Source organism: Streptomyces arenae, from assembly GCF_022343545.1.
In the GTDB taxonomy this organism is placed as follows: Bacteria; Actinomycetota; Actinomycetes; order Streptomycetales; family Streptomycetaceae; genus Streptomyces; species Streptomyces humi.
Window position 1 is genome coordinate 113,908 of sequence record NZ_JAKQYH010000014.1, and the last position, 16,035, is coordinate 129,942.

A 16,035-nucleotide genomic window follows, 5' to 3' on the forward strand; every position below is an offset into this window, starting at 1 on the left:
ACCCGGCACACGGTGACCCGGCACGACGAAGGAAAGGGGAGCGCGCATGGGCGAGCTCGACCAGGCACGACCCGGCGGCGCACCGCCACAGGGCGACGGACGCAGGCTGCCCGAGGGCGTCGGACTCACGGCGGTGGGTGTGGCGCTGGCCCGGGCACGGGAGAGCGCCCGCGACGACCGGCTCTTCGACGACCCGTACGCCAAGGCCTTCGTGGACGCCGTCGGCGACGAGACGGTCGCCGGCATGAAGATCTTCGGCGGCTACATAGCCCTGCGGACCGCGCTGTTCGACGACTACCTGCTGGCCGCGGCCCGCGGCGGCTGCACCCAGGTGGTCATCCTCGCCGCCGGCCTGGACACCCGCGCGCTGCGGCTCGACTGGCCCGCCGGGACCCGGGTGTTCGAGATCGACCTGCCGGACGTGCTGGCCTTCAAGTACGACGTCCTGGGCGAGAGCACCGAACCCACCCGCGGTCGCACGGCCGTCCCGGCGGATCTGCGGGAGGACTGGGGCGCCGCCCTCACGGCCGCCGGCTTCGCTCCGCAGGCGCCGACCGCCTGGCTCGCGGAGGGCCTGCTGCCGTACCTCACCGAGACCGACAACGACCGGCTCGTCGACCGGGTCGGTGAACTGTCCGCGCCCGGCAGCCGGCTCGGCATCGAGGTGGTCAACCCCACCACCACCTACCGCGGCGACGTCAGCGGCTTCAAGCGCATGCAGTCCTCGATCAACGCCCCGTGGCGCTCCACCCAGCCCGACCCGTCGGGCTGGCTGGTCCGGCACGGCTGGCGGCCCGCCGACGCCCCGACCATGGAGGAACTCCATCTGCGTTACGGGCGGGAGGCGTTCCTCGACGAACGGACCGGCACCGGCGCGGGCGGACTGGTCACGGCCGTACGGGAAGGGTGACGGATGACCGCGCCGACCACCCCGGCCGTCGTGACGGTCGCGCTGACCTGCCAGGTGTACACCGAACCCGCCGGTGACACCCATGACATCCCCTACCGGCTCGGCTTCACCGTCACGGCCCCCGGCACGGTCCGCCCCGGCGAGTCGTTCACCGTCGCCGTGCAGCCCGAACCGCTCACCTTCAGCCCCAGGTTCAGCAGCCGGGTCCAGGACCTGCGGCTGGGCTTCGTCCCGCCGCGGGGCGCGGACCCGGGCGGCGCCGTCCTGTCCGGCGGCAGCGGCCTCGACGGCACCGAGCCGTACGCCGCGCAGGCCGGGGGCGCGCTGGTGCTGCACGCCCCGGGGCCCTTCGTGTCCGGTACGACCTTCACCCTGCCGCGTCTGACCTGGACGGTGACCGCCGGACCGGACGGCGTGGCCGAGGTGGCGCTGGGCGGCCCGGACGGCACCGGGCCCGTCTGGGGCTACCGCTGGGAGCAGCCGTCGAAGGGCATGAACGGCGTCGTCACCGGCCGCCCCGACGGACCCGCCCTGCTCGCCAGGACCCGGATCACGGACGGCTGAACGGGCGGAGAGGCTGAAGGGGCGAACGGCCTGAACGGCGAGGGCCCCGGCGGTGGTTCACCGCCGGGGCCCTCCCCTGTACGTGCCTCGCCGTTCGCGTTCGCGTTCGCGTTCTCGTTCGTCAGCCGTCAGCCGTCAGCCGTCAGCCGCCCGTCGGCTACCGGGCCGGTGCCTCCTGTCCGGCCGCGTGCGCCAGCGTGGTGCGGCTGTTGCGGCCGAGCAGTTCCCGCACGTGCCGTCGGGCGTCCGCGGTCGTGCGGTCCGCCCCCAGCACCCGGGACACCGCCTCCGGGTTCAGGGCCACCGTGTGGCTCGCGGTGGCGAACGGTCCGTCCGGTCCCTCGCCGAACGTCCACAGCCCGCTGTGCCCGAGCAGCAGCTCCGGGGTACGGAGCTGCTTGTACGCGATCCACTCCGGCCGCCGGCACACCCGTACCGAATGGGTGGTGTGGGTCGAGCCGTCCGCCGTCGCCGTCTCCATCCGCAGGTCCTGCACCCCGGGCGCGGTCTCGGTGAGGGTCACCCCGGCCACGTGCGGAAGCCGCTCCGGCCACAGGTCGGCCCGGGCGACGAACTCGTAGGCCGACTCCGCCGGGCCGGTCAGCGCGAGGGTGTCGGTGAACGAGAACACGATCTCCCGCGGCGGGTGCCCGGTCTCCACGACCCGGGCCAGCGCGCCGAGTTCCGCCGCGCTGTTGCGGTCCAGCGCCTCCTGCACCCAGGACACGGCGGCCGGGTCGTCGTCGACGACCGTGAAGTGGTGCCGCAGGACGACCTCGGTCCGGCCGCCGCCCAGCTCACGGAAGAGCCACTCGCCGCCCATCGAGGCGACCGGCGCACTGCTGACCTCCTGCTCGAAGCCGACCGTGAACCGGCCCGGATCGAGGGTGCGGCGCGACACCCAGTCGCTCACCCGGCCGTTCACCGTCGCCCAGAGCCGGATCCGCTCGCTGTCCGGGCCGCCTTCCAGCCGGCGGGCGTGCACGGTGGGGCCGAAGACGGCCGGCCACAGCGTCACGTCCGCCACCAGGTCGTACAGCGGACCGGGCGGCGCGTGCACCACCCGGGTGTGCTCGGCGTGCAGCGGGCGGGGTCCGGCCGTCACCGGGCGTCCGCCGGGACGGCCCGGTTGACCAGGTCGAGCAGGTCGCGCGGCGTCCTCGCGTCGGCGATCACGTCGTCCGCGAGGGCGACCCCGTAGTCCCGTTCGATCCGGGCGGCGGTCTCCATCAGGGCGAGCGAGTCGTACCCCAGGTCACCGAAGGAGGTGTCGAGGATGTCGCCGCTCAGGTCGATGCCGTCGTCCTCGCCGGCGCAGGCGACGAGGATGCGCCGCAGGTCGTCGATCTGGATGTGTGCCATGACGTGGTCTCCTGCCAGGAATTGATGGGGTCGAAGGGGGGGCGTCAGTGCGTCGGACCGGTCACGACGACCGCCGAGTTGAAGCCCCAGCGTCCGCGGGCGAGCACCAGCGCGGCCCGTACGGGCAGGGCGCGGGGTTCCCCGAGGACGAGGTCGATGCCGTAGCCGGCGGGCACCGACGTGGTGTGCGCGGTCGCCGGGACCACGCCGTCCCGGACGGCGAGCAGCGCGGCGACCAGGTCGGCCGGACCGCCGCCCGCGTACATCCGGCCGGTGACGGACTTGGGCGCGGTCACCGGGACGGCGTTCGGCCCGAACAGGCCGCTGATGGCCGCCGCCTCGGCCCGGTCGAGTTCCGGCACGCCGGCCGCGTCGGCGAACACCACGTCGATGTCGCCAGGCGCCAACCCCGCGTCGGCCAGCGCCAGTTCGGCCGCGCGGCGCAGGCCTGGCGGGCGTCCCGAACCGGGCCGCGGGTCGAAGGTGGACGCGTATCCGGCGAGCGTCCCGTAGATCCGCTCCGCGCCGCGCAGCCGGGCCGAGGCGGCGTCCTCGACGACCAGGATCGCGCCGCCCTCGGCGGGCACGTGCCCGGACGCGTCGGTGTCGAAGGGCAGGTACGCGCGCTCCGGGTCGGTCGCCGTGGTGACCCGGCCGCTCGCCGACTGCGCCACCCAGCCCCACGGATCGAACGCGGAGTCCACCCCGCCGCTCAGCACCAGCCGGGTGCCCCGGCGCACGGTACGGCGGGCGTGCCCCACCGCGTCCAGGCCGCCCGCCTGCTCCGCGACGAGCGCGGCGCTCGGGCCGCGCATGCCGTGCCGGATGGAGATCTGCCCGGTGTTCACGGCGTAGAACCAGGCGAACGACTCGTAGACGCTGACGTGCTGCGGGCCCTTGCTCCAGAGCTTGTTGAACTCCCGGTGGGTGAACTCGAACCCGCCCTGCGAGGTGGAGGTGACCACGCCCATGTCGTAGTCGGGCAGTGTCCCGGCGCCCACCCCGGCGTCGGCCAGCGCCCAGGCCGCGGCGGCCAGCGCGTAGCGGGTCGAGACGTCCGTCTGCGGCAGCAGCCGGCTGGGCAGGTGGTCGGCCGCCTCGAAGTCCCTGATCTGCCCGGCGAGCCGGGCCGGGTAGCGCGTGACGTCGAACCGGGTGAGCTCCCCGATGCCGCTGCGCCCGGTGAGCACGGACTTCCAGTACTCCTCGGTCCCCAGACCGCCCGGCGCCACCACCGAGACACCGGTGACGACCACGGCACCGGCACCGGCCGCGCCGCTGCTCGTACCGTTCCTCGTAGCGCTGCTCGTACCGCTCCTCGTACCGCTGTTCATGCGGCGACCTCCGGCCGGTGCAGCACCATCGCGCTCTGGAACCCGCCGAACCCGCTGCCGACCGACAGCACGGTGTCCACCTGCTTGTCGCGGGCGGTCAGCGGCACGTAGTCCAGGTCGCACTCGGGGTCGGGGGTGTGCAGATTGGCGGTGGGCGGTACGACGTTGGTTTTGATGGCGAGCGCGCAGGCGGCGATCTCGATGGACCCGATGGCGCCCAGCGAGTGCCCGACCATCGACTTGATGGAGCTGACCGGCACGTCGTAGGCGTGCGCGCCCAGGCTGCGCTTGAGCGCGGCGGTCTCGTGGCGGTCGTTCTGCTTGGTGCCGGAGCCGTGCGCGTTGACGTAGTCGACGGCGGTCCGGTCGAGGCGGGCCTCGTCGAGCGCCGCCCGGATCGCCTCGGCCATCTCCCGGCCGTCCGTCTTCAGACCGGTCATGTGGTAGGCGTTGCAGCGGGTCGCGAACCCGCCGACCTCGGCGTAGATCTGCGCGCCGCGGGCCCGGGCCGCCTCGTACTCCTCGAGGACGAACATCGCGGCGCCCTCCGCCAGGACGAAGCCGTTGCGCGAGCCGTCGAACGGCCGGGAGGCGTGCTCCGGGTCGTCGTTGCGGGGTGTGGTCGCCTTGATGGCGTCGAAGCAGGCGACGACGATCGGCGAGACCGGGGTGTCGGACGCGCCCGCGAGGACGACGTCGACGGTTCCCTCCCGGATCAGCTGGACGCCGTGCCCGACCGCGTCCAGGCCGGAGGTGCAGCCGTCGGAGACCATCGTCACCGGGCCCTCGGCGCCCACGCTCCAGGCCACCTCGGCCGGCATCACCCCCGGACTGAGGTAGTCGGCCATGTGCGGGGAGAGGAAACCGTCGTCCACCAGCCACTGCCGGCCGCTGTCGGACAGCACCAGGTACTCCCGCTCCAGGCTGGTCGCGGACGCCACCGCGCTGCCCAGGCTCACGCCGACGCGGGCCGGGTCCAGAGCGGTGGTCTCCAGTCCGCTGTCGGCGACCGCGTCCCGGGTGCAGGCGACGGCGAACTGGGTCGCGCGGTCCATCCTGCGCACCTCGCGCGGGCTGAACCCCTCCGCCTCCGCGTCGAAGTCCACCTCGCCCGCGATCCGGGACCTGAAGGGGGAGGGGTCGAAACGGGAGATCCTCCGGGTGGCCGTCCGCCCCTCGCTGAGCAGCGACCAGAACGCCTTCGTTCCCAGGCCGCCCGGGGTACGCACCCCGATGCCGGTGATCACAACGCGCCGAGTCATATCGCCTCCGTACGTGCAGCGCATCAGGTCCGTTACTCGGGCCTTCAGCAGGCTGCGGCCGGGGCCTCGAGCCTGGCTCGAAGGAGGATCGGGGGCGGAGCCGCGCGGGACCTAGGCGAGAGGCGTGGCCGCGTGCAGGAGGAGCAGCAGGGTGAACGCCGAGTTGGCGGAGAACATGGCCGAGAGCAGGGTGCCGGTGGTGGCCGTCCACACCGCCAGCCCCGCGGTCGTGAACGGCGACGGCCAGCGGTGTACCGCGGGCGGCGGGCCGAGCAGGGCGGCGACCCGGCGCGGCAGCGGGCCCGGCGCGGCAAGACCGGCGAGGCCGGCCAGGGTGGGCGCGGGGGTGCCCCGCGAGACGAGGGCCGCCGTGCCGATCGCCCGGGCGACCGCCCGGCGGCTGCCCACGGTCCGCGCCGCCTCCTCGTCCGCCCAGCGTTCCACCGTGCAGGCGACGGCCGTCCGCAGCGGCAGCAGGAACGGGTTGGCGTGGGCCGCCAGCAGGGCCAGCAGCAGGTAGCGGTGGTGCCGGGCCCGCAGGTGGGCGCGTTCATGGGCGAACAGGGCGCGCCGCTCCCGGGACGCGAGGCAGGCGAGCATCGCCGTGGACACCACGACGCGGTCGTACGGGCCGCCCGGCAACGCGTAGGCGTACGGCCGGGAGTCCGGCAGGACCGCGACCTCGGTGCCCGGCAGGCCCCGCAGCGCCCGGTGCGCCCGGCTCCTGACCCGGCGGTGCCGCAGCAGCGCGCCCGCGCAGCCGGTGACGACCGCGAGCAGCGCCGGGATCGCCGCCTTCCCGGCGACCCCGTGCCGCGGCACGCTCTCCCGCACCTCGGGGTCCGACCAGCCGTCCGGAAGGGGGTTGCCGGGGAGCTGCGCGGTGCCGACGACCATCAGCAGCGCCAGGCACACCGTGCTGCACAGCGCCATGACGGCGGCGACCGTGGTGAGCAGCACGGTGGCGGTACGGGGATCGAGGCGCTGTTCGCCCAGGCGCGCGATCGGCCACGCCGTCAACGGCAGCACCAGCGGCAGGAAGACGAAGATGCCCACGGATGCGCTCAGTCCCCGTCGCCCGCGTGCCGCAGCAGTTCCCGCAGCAACCGCTCGTCGCCCTCGGGCAGCGTGGTGACGAAGCTGGCCAGGACCGCCCGCCGGTCCCGCTCGCCGTCCAGCACCCGGCGCATCTTCAGCGCGGCGAGTCCCGCCTGGTCGGCGGCGGGCAGCCACACGAACGACCGGCCCTCGCGCCTGCGGGTGACGGCGTCCTTCGCCAGCAGGCGGCCCAGTACCGTCATCACGGTCGTGTAGGCGAGGCCGGCGGCCAGCCGCTCCCGCACCCAGCCCGCCGTCACCGGTCCGTCGGCCTGCTGCAGCGCCGCGAGCACCTGGGTCTCCAGCGCGCCCTGCGCCCTGCGCCGGCCGCGCGGATCCGGCTCCGCCACGTGGGTCCTCCTCTACAGCTGTGTAGATCCTAGCTCGGTGCCGCCGCCCGCTCATGACGGTTCTCCCGCCGCACCGCACCGCCTCACGCGGTCCTTAGTCCGGCTGCGGTAGAAGAGTGCCGGACCATGTGGGAGAAAGGGCGGGGAATGTCCGATTCCCGGGCGTCGAGGCGTACGCGCTGGATCTCCGTGCCGGTGTTCGCCCTCGTGCTGTACGTCATCGTCCGGGCGGCGCACACCTCGCAGAGCGACGCACCGCCGCCGGCACGGCACCCGGCACCCACCGCGTCCCCGTCGACCGTCTCACCCACGCCGTCCGCCTCACCCACGCCGTCCGCCTCGGCGTCCCCGTCGGTCCGGGCGAGTTCCGCCTCGTACGACCCCGCCGGCTACGCCCGCCAGGTGCGCGACCGGGCCAGGCAGGCAGGCGTCAGCGCTCAGCTGGTCATGGCGATCCTCTACAACGAGGCGTACAAGCCGCACGACCCGGCCTTCGAACGGGCCTGGCAGAAACTCAAGCCGGACGCGGCCTTCGGCATCGCGAACATGCACCGGGCCACCTTCGACGAGGTCAAGCAGGGCCGTGACTTCGCGAACCGGAGCTGGACGGACCTCCCCGACGACCGGGATCTCGCGATCGAGGCCGAGGCCTGGTACCTGCACGACCTGGCCGCGCGGCTGCCCGCCGGCCGGTCGGCGTCGTACCCGAGGAACGACCTGCTGGCCCTCGGCTACAACGCGGGCCCCTCCAACATGCTCGCCTTCGCCCGCGGTGCCACCCCCGGCAGCCAGGCCCGCTCCTACCTCGACGAACTGCACGCGAACTGGACCAAGGCCGGCAGGGCGGTCGCCTCCGACTGACGCGTCCGCGGGCGCGTACCCGCGGTTGCAGAGCCGGTGGTTGCCTGCCCGCTGGCTGCTTCCGCGGATGGCTGCCCCGCACATGTCCCGCAGCAGGACGGCCCGCAGACGGATGTCCCGGAGATGGATGGCGCCAGGCGGACGCCCGATGCCGGATTGCCGGATTGCGCAATAATAGAAGTCGGCGGGATCCGGTCCTGAGGTCGGGGGAGGAAGGGCGTGTATGCCGCGCAGAGACATCCGGCGGGTGCGTGAGACGAATCTGCGACTGGGGGCCGCGCTCGCGGAAGTCGAGGGCCTGTACACGGCGTTGGTGCGGACCGACTCCCCGGGCCGGCGCCGACGCCTCATGACGGATCTGGCCCGCGCGGCGGACCGGCTGGCGGGGCTGGCGGCCGCCACGCCGGGACCACGACCCATGAACTCCCGCGCGCGGCGCTCTCGTTGGGCGCGAAGACGGGTGCTGGCCGAACGCGGAGCCGAGTGGATAGCCGCCCGCTACCGACGTGACGTGCCCTGACGTGACGTGCCCTGACTGACCTGACCTGATCCCTCGGACCCTCTCACCGCAATGTCCGCGCCGGTTCACTCTGCTCTACAGTGCTGTAGAAGTTTCTTCGAAGAGTGATCACGGAACAGGCCTGTCTCCCCGTCGAGTTGACCGGACGACGGGCCGGCGCGACAAGGAGCCGGGGCAGCACGATGCCGGAGCCGTACGACCAGACGAACACCGTCGGCCTCCGGCCCGGCCGCCCGGAACTGGCCCGGCGCTGCCGAGCCGTGACGGAGGCGCGCTGGTTCGCCCTGACCGTCTTCGCCGTGATCCTCCTGAACGCAGCGCTGCTCGGCGTGGAGACCTACTCCGGCGCCGTCGCCCAGTGGCACTTCTGGTTACGACTGGCCGAACACGCCTGCCTGGCCGCGTTCACCGCCGAGATCCTGCTGCGCCTGGCCGCCCACGCGGACCGCCCGCGCGACTTCTTCAAGGACCCGTGGAACCTGTTCGATCTGGCCGTGGTCCTGTGCGCGTTCCTCCCGGTGGTCCGCGAGAACACCACCGTGCTGCGCCTGCTGCGGCTGGCCCGCGTCCTGCGCACGGCCCGCTTCCTGCCCCAACTGCGGATCGTGCTGGTCGCGGTGGCCCGCAGCCTGCCCGGCACGCTGAGCTTCCTGCTGGTCGGCGCACTGCTGCTGTACGTGTACGCGATGGTGGGCTGGGTCTTCTTCGGCACGCACGACCCCGACCACTACGGTTCCATCGGCCGGGCCGTCCTCACCCTGTTCCTCCTGATGACCCTGGACGGCATCGGCGACGCGGTCCACGCGGGCCTGGAGATCTCCCGCTGGAGCCTCGCCTACTACGCCTCGTACGTCCTCATCGCCTCCTTCGTCCTGGTCAACGTCCTGATCGGCGTGGTCATCACCTCCCTGGACGAGGCCCGGGAAATGGAACGGGAACCGAAGAGGGAGACCACGACCGATCCTCGCCCGACCGATCCCCGCCCGCCCGCCGCCCGCCCGGCCGCCTCCCCGCAGGACGCCCCCGCGCTGCTGACCCGCATCGCGGCGGCCCGCCAGGCCCTGGACGAGCTCGAACGCGACCTGGCCCGGACATCGCCCCCGCACCCCGCACCCGCCCTCACTCACGACCACGACCTCGACCTCGACCTCGATCACCCCACCCCGCCCCGCTGACCGGCGGCGGCGCGGGGGCGCGGGGTGCCCCTGAAGACCTGGCTGGTGTGCCAGGAGCGGTGGTTCTCGGCGATCGGCCGGACGCCCTGCTGGGGGCCGATGAGCGGACGGCCGGCGAGTGCGGTGACGTGGTCGCGGGCGGCGTGGCTGCGGCCGACGAAGCTCTGCGAGACCAGGATGCGGTGGCCGTCGCCGATGCCGAGGACGCCCTTGTCGAAGAGCTTGTGGTGGAGCGAGCACAGGCACAGCCCGTTGTCGACGTCGTCCGGGCCGTCGAACGCCCACCAGCGCACGTGCGCGGCCTCCAGCCCGACGGGAGCCGTGTCGATCATGCCGTCGTAGCCGCAGAAGGCGCACCGGTACTCGTAGGCGGTCAGCACCATCTCCCGCATGCGCCGGTCACGCAGCCGCCTCCCGGGAGCCGCCAGGGCGCCGGTCTCCGCGAGCTCCGGTTCCAGGCCGACCGCGTCGCAGAGGTCCTGGTGCAGCGACGCCGGGAAGTGCAGATCCAGCAGCACCCGCGCCATGCGCCCCAGCAACGCCGGTTCGCGCCGCAGCGCCACCTGGAGCTCCGGGGCGAGCCGCCCGGTGGCCCCGCTGGCCCGCAGCTCCCGCACGCCGGTGCCCGGGCTACCGGCGCCGCGCTCGGTCCGCACCTCCCACACCCCGTCGCTGACCAGATGGTGGAAGGGGTAGGCGGGCGTGGTCGCGCGCGGCGGACCGTACTCCGCCAGCAGTCGCTTCAGATCCGACTCCACCGCGCTGTAAGGCAGCTCGTCCGCGGCATCCGCCTGGAACCGCCCGAGCGCGTACAGCAGCAGCAACGGCTTGTGCGGAGCCCGCACCCCACCCCGACTCCACTGCCTCAACTGCGCAGCCCGCTCAAGCCAGTCCATGCCGCCGATCGTAATGAGGCCCGACCGCACCTCATGCCGTCCGGGCGGCAACTCCGCCTGCGCCTGCGGAATTCCGTCCCCAGGCCGACCGCGTCCTTGCTCAAGCTGCGCGAGGACCTACCCGGACAGCCGTCGGGACAACGGCGGCTCGTCGGTGCCCAGGACGGGTGGGGGAGAGGATGCGACGCTGGAGTGAAGGGCCCGCGCGTGGAGGTCCGAGTGCGCCTCCCCCGGGTCTGGGCCCCGTTCGCCGGGCGCCGAGCGCCGAGCGTCGCCAGGCGGCACCCCCGCGCGGACCCGCCCCCCGGGACCAGGGCCGCGCTACCACCCCGGAAGGCAGGTGCGTCCCATGCGCACGTCGACCCGTATCGCCGGTGCCCTCACCGGTCTGACCCTCACCCTCGGTGGAGCGGTCCTCGCCGCTCCCGCGGCCCGGGCGGACATACCCGCCTGCACGAAGATGGCCGAACTCGCCGGTGCCACCGCCTCCGACTCCGTCACAGCCGCCTGCGGCCGCGGCGTGAGCGGAGACCTGCAGAGTTGTGTGACCGGGCTGACCGGGGCCGGAGTGGCGGGCGGCGCCGCGACCGCGGCCTGCCGGGCGGCGGCCCACGAGCCGCGTTAGACACGGCCGGACCCCGCCGACCCCGCCGGACCCCACCGGACCCCGCCGTATACGGCCGGACACGGCCGGACACGGCCGGAGGTGAGGGCCGGACACCGCCCCGCTCCTGGCCTCGCGGGCCTCCTGCGGTGCGTCCATGCTGAGTAGAGAGGGCGTCGTCGTCCTGGGACCTGTCCTTCCCGAAGGCCGAACGAAGGCGCCTGGTAGGAGGAAGTCATGCGTATGCGAAGAGTCCTGAGCCTCGCCCTGGCCGCGGCAACCCTTGTCGGCGTGAGTGTCGTCTGCACGGTCAGCGCCGGGGCCGCCTCGTCTCCGAACATCTCCAGGGACGACTGCACGGCCGCCGGAGGGCAGGTCGTCGCACGCCCCTATGCCGGCTACGTCTGCTCGCTGCCCGACGGGACCACTCAGGCCATCACCTGACCGAACAGACCGAACAGACCGAACAGACCGGGCAGCCGGATAGACCGGACAGACCGGAAAACGCACCCGCGGCCCACGCCCCCTTCGAGGAACCTGGGAGCCGCGGCTGTAACCGCATGACCCACGACGCATCCGCATGACCCACGACGTAACCGCATGATCCACGGCCAAGGAGCCGACCGGCGAAGTACCCCGCCGGTCGGCTCCTTGGCCGTGCTCCGTGACAGCCCCCGGGGGGACTCCGTCGTTCGGCCCATCAAGGGCACGGCCCGCAGCGCCGAATAGGACCAGGCGGAGTCGCCCCCGCCCCACCCCCGCGTTCCGTCACGCCTCCGCGCCCGGTCCGCCCCGATGACGGCGGTCCCGGTCCCGTACCCCGGCCGACGTACCCCGGCCGACCGGCCCGGAGGAGATCCCGCATGCGCGTCCGGCTGCCCCTGACCGCCGTCACCACCGCCGCGCTCCTGCTCGGCACGGTCACCGGCGCGACCCCCGCCGCGGCGGGCCGGGACCCCGACGGCACACCGCTGGTCAAGGTGTCCCAGGGTGACCCGTACGCGAGGTGCACCATCGGGGCGAGGTCCCCCGAGAGCGTCGTCTACCCGGGCACCGAGGTCGAGCCGTACCTGTCCGTCGATCCGCGCGACCGCAAGCGGGTGGTCACCGTGTTCCAGCAGGACCGCTGGAACGACGGCGGCGCCCGCGGCCTGGTGGCCGGCTGGACCACGGACGGCCACACCTTCCACCGGAGCACGCTGCCGTTCAGCCTGTGCGCCCCCGGCGGCGCGGACTACGAACGGGCCTCGGACCCCTGGGTGAGCACCGGACCGGACGGCACGGTCTACGCCGGCGGGGAGGGCGTCGACTTCACGAAGAGCACGCGCACCGCCCTCCTGGCGGCCACGTCCCGCGACGGCGGCCGCACCTGGCAGAACCTCACCACCACGGGCGTCGACGAGCAGCCGTTCTTCAACGACAAGCCCTCACTCACCGCCGACCCGGTCCGCAAGGGCACCGCCTACCAGGTCTGGAACCGCCTCGACAACGACCCGCCCGGCCCCAGCTCCCTCGACGGTCCCGGCTACATCTCCGTCACCCGTGACGGCGGCCGCACCTGGAGCAGGGCCCGGCAGTTCGTCGCCACCAGCGCCGTGCCCGACACCCAGACCATCGGCCATCTGATCGTCGCCGACCGGCGCGGCGGCACCCTGTACGACTTCTTCGACCGCATCACCTACTCCGACGACCTGAGCACCGTCACCGAGGCCCGCTACGAGGTGGTCACCTCGACCGACGCCGGAAGGACGTGGAGCGCCCCGGTCACCGTGGCCCGGGACACCTCCGTACCGGAGGTCGACCCGAACGACCCCACCAGACCGCTGCGCGCCGCGGCCACCCTGCCGAGCCCGGCCGTCGACCCCAGGACGGGCACGCTGTACATGGCCTACGAGGGCTCGGACTTCTCCGGTGGGAAGTTCGACTCCGTGCAGCTCGTGCGGTCCACCGACGGCGGACGCACCTGGGGGACCCCGGAGCTGATCAGCCCCAAGGGCGTCCCGGCGTTCTCACCGTCGATCGCGGTCACCGAGCCGGGCACGGTCGCGCTCACCTACTACGACCTGCGCTTCCTCAGGCCGGGCGACACCACCACCCTGCCCACCGCCTACCAACTGGCCACGCTGCCGCACGGAAACCCGAAGCTCCGCACCGAACGGCGGATCTCGCGCATCTTCGACTGGCTGAAGGCGCCGTTGGCCGGGGGCTACTTCCTGGGCGACTACCAAGGCCTGGTGGCGGACGGCAAGGGAGTACGGGCGGTGCTCACCGAGACCCACTCGAACACACCCGAGAACCGCACGGACGTGTACACGGCCTCTCTCCACACTCCCTGACCGACACTCGACCGAGACCGATGCCTGGCCGACACAGCCGCGGCTGCGCTCCCCGGGAGCACGGCCGCGGCGCATGGCTATGGCTATGGCGTGTTGATCGCGGGCGTTCCACCGACCTGCCTGCACTGAGAAGGGGTGACGTAGGACGGTGCACTCTGTGCGGAGGCGGAGGCGGAGGCGGAGGCGGCGGTGGCGGTGGCGGTGGCAGCGCCCGTCAGGCCCACTCCGGCGAGAGCTGCCGTGGCGATGACGGCGCCGAGGATTCGTCGAATGCGTGAGAAGCGACGTTCACCCGCCGGCCGCCCTGTCGTGCCCGGTCATCCCGTCAGTACGACAGAGGGCACATACTCACGTGAGTATGTGCCCTCTGTCGCACTGACGGGGTGGCGGGATTTGAACCCACGACCTCTTCGTCCCGAACGCGATCAGACCCCCTTGTGACCTTGCCTCGGGGTTACTGACCTGCTCGTTCGACTCTGACACAGTCCACTACTGTCCGGGACGGTCTTGGGGTGACCACCTCGTTTGGCCCCCCGTTTGGCCCCCGGGAACGTCCCCACAGGACGCGATTCCCGCACGTCAGCGCAGCGCAGCGCGACCGTGCGGTCTCTTCTCTCCTGCGGTGAAGTTGAGCAGCCAGGACCCGCCGTGGTCTACCGCTGTGGGGACGCGTGGGCCACGATTAGGGCCCGCCGGGGCTACGCGTGCCCGGCAGCTAGGGACACTCGGAGGGGGACAGAGTGCGTAACCCGGACGCGATCCGATACGAATGCGCCGACTGCGGGGCGACTACCAAAGTCAACGCACGGACGGGCCGCCTCTACTCACATCAACCGCCGGGGGAAGTCGCAGCCTGCGCAGCCTCGGGCGAGGTCGTGGCACCTCCACAGGGCGGTGAACCGCTCCTTCTCCCACCGCTGAAGGCTGTGCAAAAGCTTGCGGTTCCCGAGCCACCCAGGCATGTAGTAGACGAACCATCAAGCAGCGTTCGGACCGTGTCCGGCGGGTTGCCGGGTCTCGGGAAACGGAGCTGACGTCGGTGGCCAACCTTCGGAGAGATGGAACACGTGGCCCAGAGACTTCGGTGTGAGATGTTGTTCGATTGCTTCTGAGAGGGCGACAGAGCAAAATTGATCTGCGCTGGAGTGCGACATGAGGGGGTTCTGGCGCTGTCTCAGTAGGGTGGGGGTATGGGGACGGACAGTCGCGCTTTTGGATCATGGCGCCTGCAAGGCGGGCGCTACGAGCAGCCGGGCTTGCCTGTTGAGGTCCTGGCGGAGTTCGCCAGGTATGAGCGCCTGGTGGTGGACGTCGCTCGGGGGCTCTACAAGCAGCGCCACGCATCGCGTCAACGTGTCCCTAGGGGGTTTGCTTCTTCCTTCTCGCTCCGACTCTCAGATATCCGCAGAGGGAGCGTAATTCCGGTCCTGGAGAGGACCGTAGTCGACGCTGATGCACTCTTCGATGATCGCGACGCGGGCATTTTCGAAGAGGCGCGGATGATTATCCAAGACGCTCTTCGATCGATCCAGGATGGATCGGGCATTCCTCGAACATTTCCGCCGCATGCTTTGCGTGAATTCTCACGTTTCGGAAGAAGCCTGCGGGATAATGAGCTCATTGAATTTGATAGCGGAACTCCCGGCGCTGTTATCTACTCACAGCCTGTTCGTCGTCAGATTCAGGAACAGGCGCGCCTCGAAAGATTTGAGATCGAAACGCTGGTCTCGGGGCAAGTGGTTGGGGTTAGTGCGGACAAAGGTATTTTCGAGTTCCGCCTGACTCGGGGTGACAAGGTAGTTCCTGGCCGCTTCTCTTCGGATGATATCGTTGCAGATCTAAAGCAGTATCTTGATCTCTCAACTATGGCGCCCACTGTTGCCATTAACGCGGTGGCCATTCAGTCGATGAATGAAGAGATCATCGAAATTCAAGACGTCCTGTCCATTGAGCCGGTTCTTCCGCCTGAATGGTCGGAGCGTCTGGCTGAGCTGCACGATCTCGAAGCTGGTTGGCTGGATGGGGTGGGGCAGCAGGTAAGTCGCAAGGTCCTCCGTGCGGCGGAGTCGTTGCTACTGGAGTTCCTGGACGAGCAGGTTAAACGTCCTTACATCTATCCGACCGAGGATGGCGGCGTACAACTGGAGTGGCCCTATTCGGCGGGTGAAGTGACGCTGACCGTTACGGCAGATGAGAAGGTGGAAGCTTACGCGTTCTCCAAAGAAGACGATCGGGAGAGCGATCGGACGTTCCACTGGCGCCAGTTGAGCGAGATTACAGAGTTCGTGATCGGGGGGATCACTGAATATGCCGACTGATGGCTCGAACCTTCGTCCTGGTGAGTTCGAGATAACGGACCTGGAAGAGAAGCTCTGGCGTCAAGTTCATCCCATCTGGGTCCATGAAGGTCGAGTTACCAGTCAACTCTTCAGTCCCACTCCTAAAGACTCGGGTGAACTCTCTGTGACGAGAGCCTCAGTGGTCACCGCCGAAGCTGCCCATCAGCACCACACTGAGGTGGTGGGGCTGAAGTCGATCGGCGTCTACTGCGTGGAGGTTGCCGAGGTGCAAGAGGTGGGACTCAGCGCGATAGACGATTCTCAAGTCGACGATGGGGCGGAACGCCCTCCGGGACATGCGTTCGTCGACTTCAAGGCCGTACCGAGCGCAAAGCAACAGAAGAGGCGTGCCAGCGCTTTGCGTGACAAGGCTGAGAAGCGCGGCTGGCAGCACGGGCCGACGTCCTGAGAATCCCCTCAGAGG

18 protein-coding genes are annotated in these 16,035 nt (G+C 71.3%); 10 read left to right on the forward strand and 8 right to left on the reverse strand.

Going from position 1 to position 16,035, the window contains the following annotated elements; genetic code table 11:
• The first annotated feature begins 46 nt into the window (after positions 1-46).
• A complete protein-coding gene (locus tag MB828_RS08150; RefSeq protein ID WP_301647574.1) occupies positions 47-910 on the forward strand; it encodes an SAM-dependent methyltransferase in 864 nt (287 codons plus the stop codon).
• Between the two features lie 3 nt (positions 911-913).
• A complete protein-coding gene (locus MB828_RS08155) occupies positions 914-1,474 on the forward strand; it encodes a hypothetical protein (protein WP_301647575.1) in 561 nt (186 codons plus the stop codon).
• 157 nt (positions 1,475-1,631) lie between these two features.
• On the opposite strand, the gene MB828_RS08160 is transcribed toward MB828_RS08155, so the two are convergent.
• From MB828_RS08160 to MB828_RS08185, 6 genes are all read right to left on the reverse strand, one after another.
• Entirely contained in the window at positions 1,632-2,579 is a 948-nt protein-coding gene (locus tag MB828_RS08160; RefSeq protein WP_301647576.1) for an aromatase/cyclase, read from the reverse strand.
• On the reverse strand, positions 2,576-2,836 hold the full coding sequence (locus tag MB828_RS08165) for an acyl carrier protein (RefSeq protein ID WP_046733492.1): 261 nt from the start codon (positions 2,834-2,836) through the stop codon (positions 2,576-2,578). Before MB828_RS08165 ends, MB828_RS08160 begins: the two co-directional genes overlap by 4 nt.
• Before the next feature lie 44 nt (positions 2,837-2,880).
• The gene (locus MB828_RS08170) at positions 2,881-4,170 is read right to left on the reverse strand and encodes a ketosynthase chain-length factor (RefSeq protein WP_301647577.1); all 1,290 of its coding nucleotides are present in this window, start codon (positions 4,168-4,170) and stop codon (positions 2,881-2,883) included.
• The gene (locus tag MB828_RS08175) at positions 4,167-5,432 is read right to left on the reverse strand and encodes a beta-ketoacyl-[acyl-carrier-protein] synthase family protein (RefSeq protein WP_165941462.1); all 1,266 of its coding nucleotides are present in this window, start codon (positions 5,430-5,432) and stop codon (positions 4,167-4,169) included. The genes MB828_RS08170 and MB828_RS08175 overlap by 4 nt, the downstream gene beginning before the upstream one ends.
• Before the next feature lie 111 nt (positions 5,433-5,543).
• A complete protein-coding gene (locus tag MB828_RS08180) occupies positions 5,544-6,488 on the reverse strand; it encodes a M56 family metallopeptidase (RefSeq protein WP_301647578.1) in 945 nt (314 codons plus the stop codon).
• Positions 6,489-6,496: 8 nt separating this feature from the next.
• A complete protein-coding gene (locus MB828_RS08185; RefSeq protein ID WP_301647579.1) occupies positions 6,497-6,880 on the reverse strand; it encodes a BlaI/MecI/CopY family transcriptional regulator in 384 nt (127 codons plus the stop codon).
• 147 nt (positions 6,881-7,027) lie between these two features.
• Here MB828_RS08185 and MB828_RS08190 point away from each other — a divergent pair, with 147 nt between their 5' ends.
• The 3 genes from MB828_RS08190 to MB828_RS08200 all read left to right on the forward strand — a co-directional run bounded on the left by MB828_RS08190 (position 7,028) and on the right by MB828_RS08200 (position 9,436).
• Positions 7,028-7,741: a lytic transglycosylase domain-containing protein gene (locus MB828_RS08190; protein ID WP_301647580.1), complete on the forward strand. Its 714-nt coding sequence runs from the start codon at positions 7,028-7,030 to the stop codon at positions 7,739-7,741.
• 223 nt (positions 7,742-7,964) lie between these two features.
• The gene (locus tag MB828_RS08195; protein ID WP_301647581.1) at positions 7,965-8,261 is read left to right on the forward strand and encodes a hypothetical protein; all 297 of its coding nucleotides are present in this window, start codon (positions 7,965-7,967) and stop codon (positions 8,259-8,261) included.
• A 182-nt stretch (positions 8,262-8,443) separates the two neighbouring features.
• Positions 8,444-9,436: an ion transporter gene (locus MB828_RS08200; protein WP_301647582.1), complete on the forward strand. Its 993-nt coding sequence runs from the start codon at positions 8,444-8,446 to the stop codon at positions 9,434-9,436.
• Here MB828_RS08200 and MB828_RS08205 read toward each other — a convergent pair.
• A complete protein-coding gene (locus MB828_RS08205; RefSeq protein WP_301647583.1) occupies positions 9,415-10,332 on the reverse strand; it encodes a phosphorothioated DNA-binding restriction endonuclease in 918 nt (305 codons plus the stop codon). The two genes, MB828_RS08200 and MB828_RS08205, sit on opposite strands and share 22 nt — an antisense overlap.
• A 349-nt stretch (positions 10,333-10,681) precedes the next feature.
• Between MB828_RS08205 and MB828_RS08210 the strand changes: the two genes are divergently transcribed.
• From MB828_RS08210 to MB828_RS08220, 3 genes are all read left to right on the forward strand, one after another.
• On the forward strand, positions 10,682-10,957 hold the full coding sequence (locus tag MB828_RS08210; RefSeq protein WP_133023400.1) for a hypothetical protein: 276 nt from the start codon (positions 10,682-10,684) through the stop codon (positions 10,955-10,957).
• Between the two features lie 216 nt (positions 10,958-11,173).
• Positions 11,174-11,380: a hypothetical protein gene (locus MB828_RS08215; RefSeq protein ID WP_301647584.1), complete on the forward strand. Its 207-nt coding sequence runs from the start codon at positions 11,174-11,176 to the stop codon at positions 11,378-11,380.
• A gap of 419 nt (positions 11,381-11,799) precedes the next feature.
• Positions 11,800-13,272 (forward strand): sialidase family protein, encoded by a 1,473-nt coding sequence (locus tag MB828_RS08220; RefSeq protein ID WP_301647585.1) that lies wholly within the window; start codon positions 11,800-11,802, stop codon positions 13,270-13,272.
• An 83-nt stretch (positions 13,273-13,355) separates the two neighbouring features.
• Here MB828_RS08220 and MB828_RS08225 read toward each other — a convergent pair whose 3' ends face one another.
• Positions 13,356-13,544 carry a hypothetical protein gene (locus tag MB828_RS08225; protein ID WP_301647612.1) on the reverse strand — a complete coding sequence of 63 codons (189 nt, stop codon included), beginning with the start codon at positions 13,542-13,544 and terminating at the stop codon, positions 13,356-13,358.
• Between the two features lie 918 nt (positions 13,545-14,462).
• On the opposite strand from MB828_RS08225, the gene MB828_RS08230 reads away from it, so the two are divergent.
• Together MB828_RS08230 and MB828_RS08235 are read left to right on the forward strand one after the other, a co-directional pair.
• The gene (locus tag MB828_RS08230; protein ID WP_301647586.1) at positions 14,463-15,590 is read left to right on the forward strand and encodes a hypothetical protein; all 1,128 of its coding nucleotides are present in this window, start codon (positions 14,463-14,465) and stop codon (positions 15,588-15,590) included.
• Complete coding sequence (locus tag MB828_RS08235; RefSeq protein ID WP_301647587.1) at positions 15,580-16,020, forward strand: hypothetical protein; 441 nt, start codon at positions 15,580-15,582, stop codon at positions 16,018-16,020. The genes MB828_RS08230 and MB828_RS08235 overlap by 11 nt, the downstream gene beginning before the upstream one ends.
• Positions 16,021-16,035 lie beyond the last annotated feature (15 nt).

Excerpts from the sequence above, each read along its gene's own strand:
- MB828_RS08150 (WP_301647574.1), top strand. The coding sequence starts at position 47 with ATGGGCGAGCTCGACCAGGCACGACCCGGCGGCGCACCGCCACAGGGC.
- MB828_RS08155 (WP_301647575.1), top strand. The coding sequence starts at position 914 with ATGACCGCGCCGACCACCCCGGCCGTCGTGACGGTCGCGCTGACCTGC.
- MB828_RS08165 (WP_046733492.1), bottom strand. The coding sequence starts at position 2,836 with ATGGCACACATCCAGATCGACGACCTGCGGCGCATCCTCGTCGCCTGC.
- MB828_RS08170 (WP_301647577.1), bottom strand. The coding sequence starts at position 4,170 with ATGAACAGCGGTACGAGGAGCGGTACGAGCAGCGCTACGAGGAACGGT.
- MB828_RS08175 (WP_165941462.1), bottom strand. The coding sequence starts at position 5,432 with ATGACTCGGCGCGTTGTGATCACCGGCATCGGGGTGCGTACCCCGGGC.
- MB828_RS08190 (WP_301647580.1), top strand. The coding sequence starts at position 7,028 with ATGTCCGATTCCCGGGCGTCGAGGCGTACGCGCTGGATCTCCGTGCCG.
- MB828_RS08195 (WP_301647581.1), top strand. The coding sequence starts at position 7,965 with ATGCCGCGCAGAGACATCCGGCGGGTGCGTGAGACGAATCTGCGACTG.
- MB828_RS08200 (WP_301647582.1), top strand. The coding sequence starts at position 8,444 with ATGCCGGAGCCGTACGACCAGACGAACACCGTCGGCCTCCGGCCCGGC.
- MB828_RS08205 (WP_301647583.1), bottom strand. The coding sequence starts at position 10,332 with ATGGACTGGCTTGAGCGGGCTGCGCAGTTGAGGCAGTGGAGTCGGGGT.
- MB828_RS08210 (WP_133023400.1), top strand. The coding sequence starts at position 10,682 with ATGCGCACGTCGACCCGTATCGCCGGTGCCCTCACCGGTCTGACCCTC.
- MB828_RS08215 (WP_301647584.1), top strand. The coding sequence starts at position 11,174 with ATGCGTATGCGAAGAGTCCTGAGCCTCGCCCTGGCCGCGGCAACCCTT.
- MB828_RS08220 (WP_301647585.1), top strand. The coding sequence starts at position 11,800 with ATGCGCGTCCGGCTGCCCCTGACCGCCGTCACCACCGCCGCGCTCCTG.
- MB828_RS08230 (WP_301647586.1), top strand. The coding sequence starts at position 14,463 with ATGGGGACGGACAGTCGCGCTTTTGGATCATGGCGCCTGCAAGGCGGG.
- MB828_RS08235 (WP_301647587.1), top strand. The coding sequence starts at position 15,580 with ATGCCGACTGATGGCTCGAACCTTCGTCCTGGTGAGTTCGAGATAACG.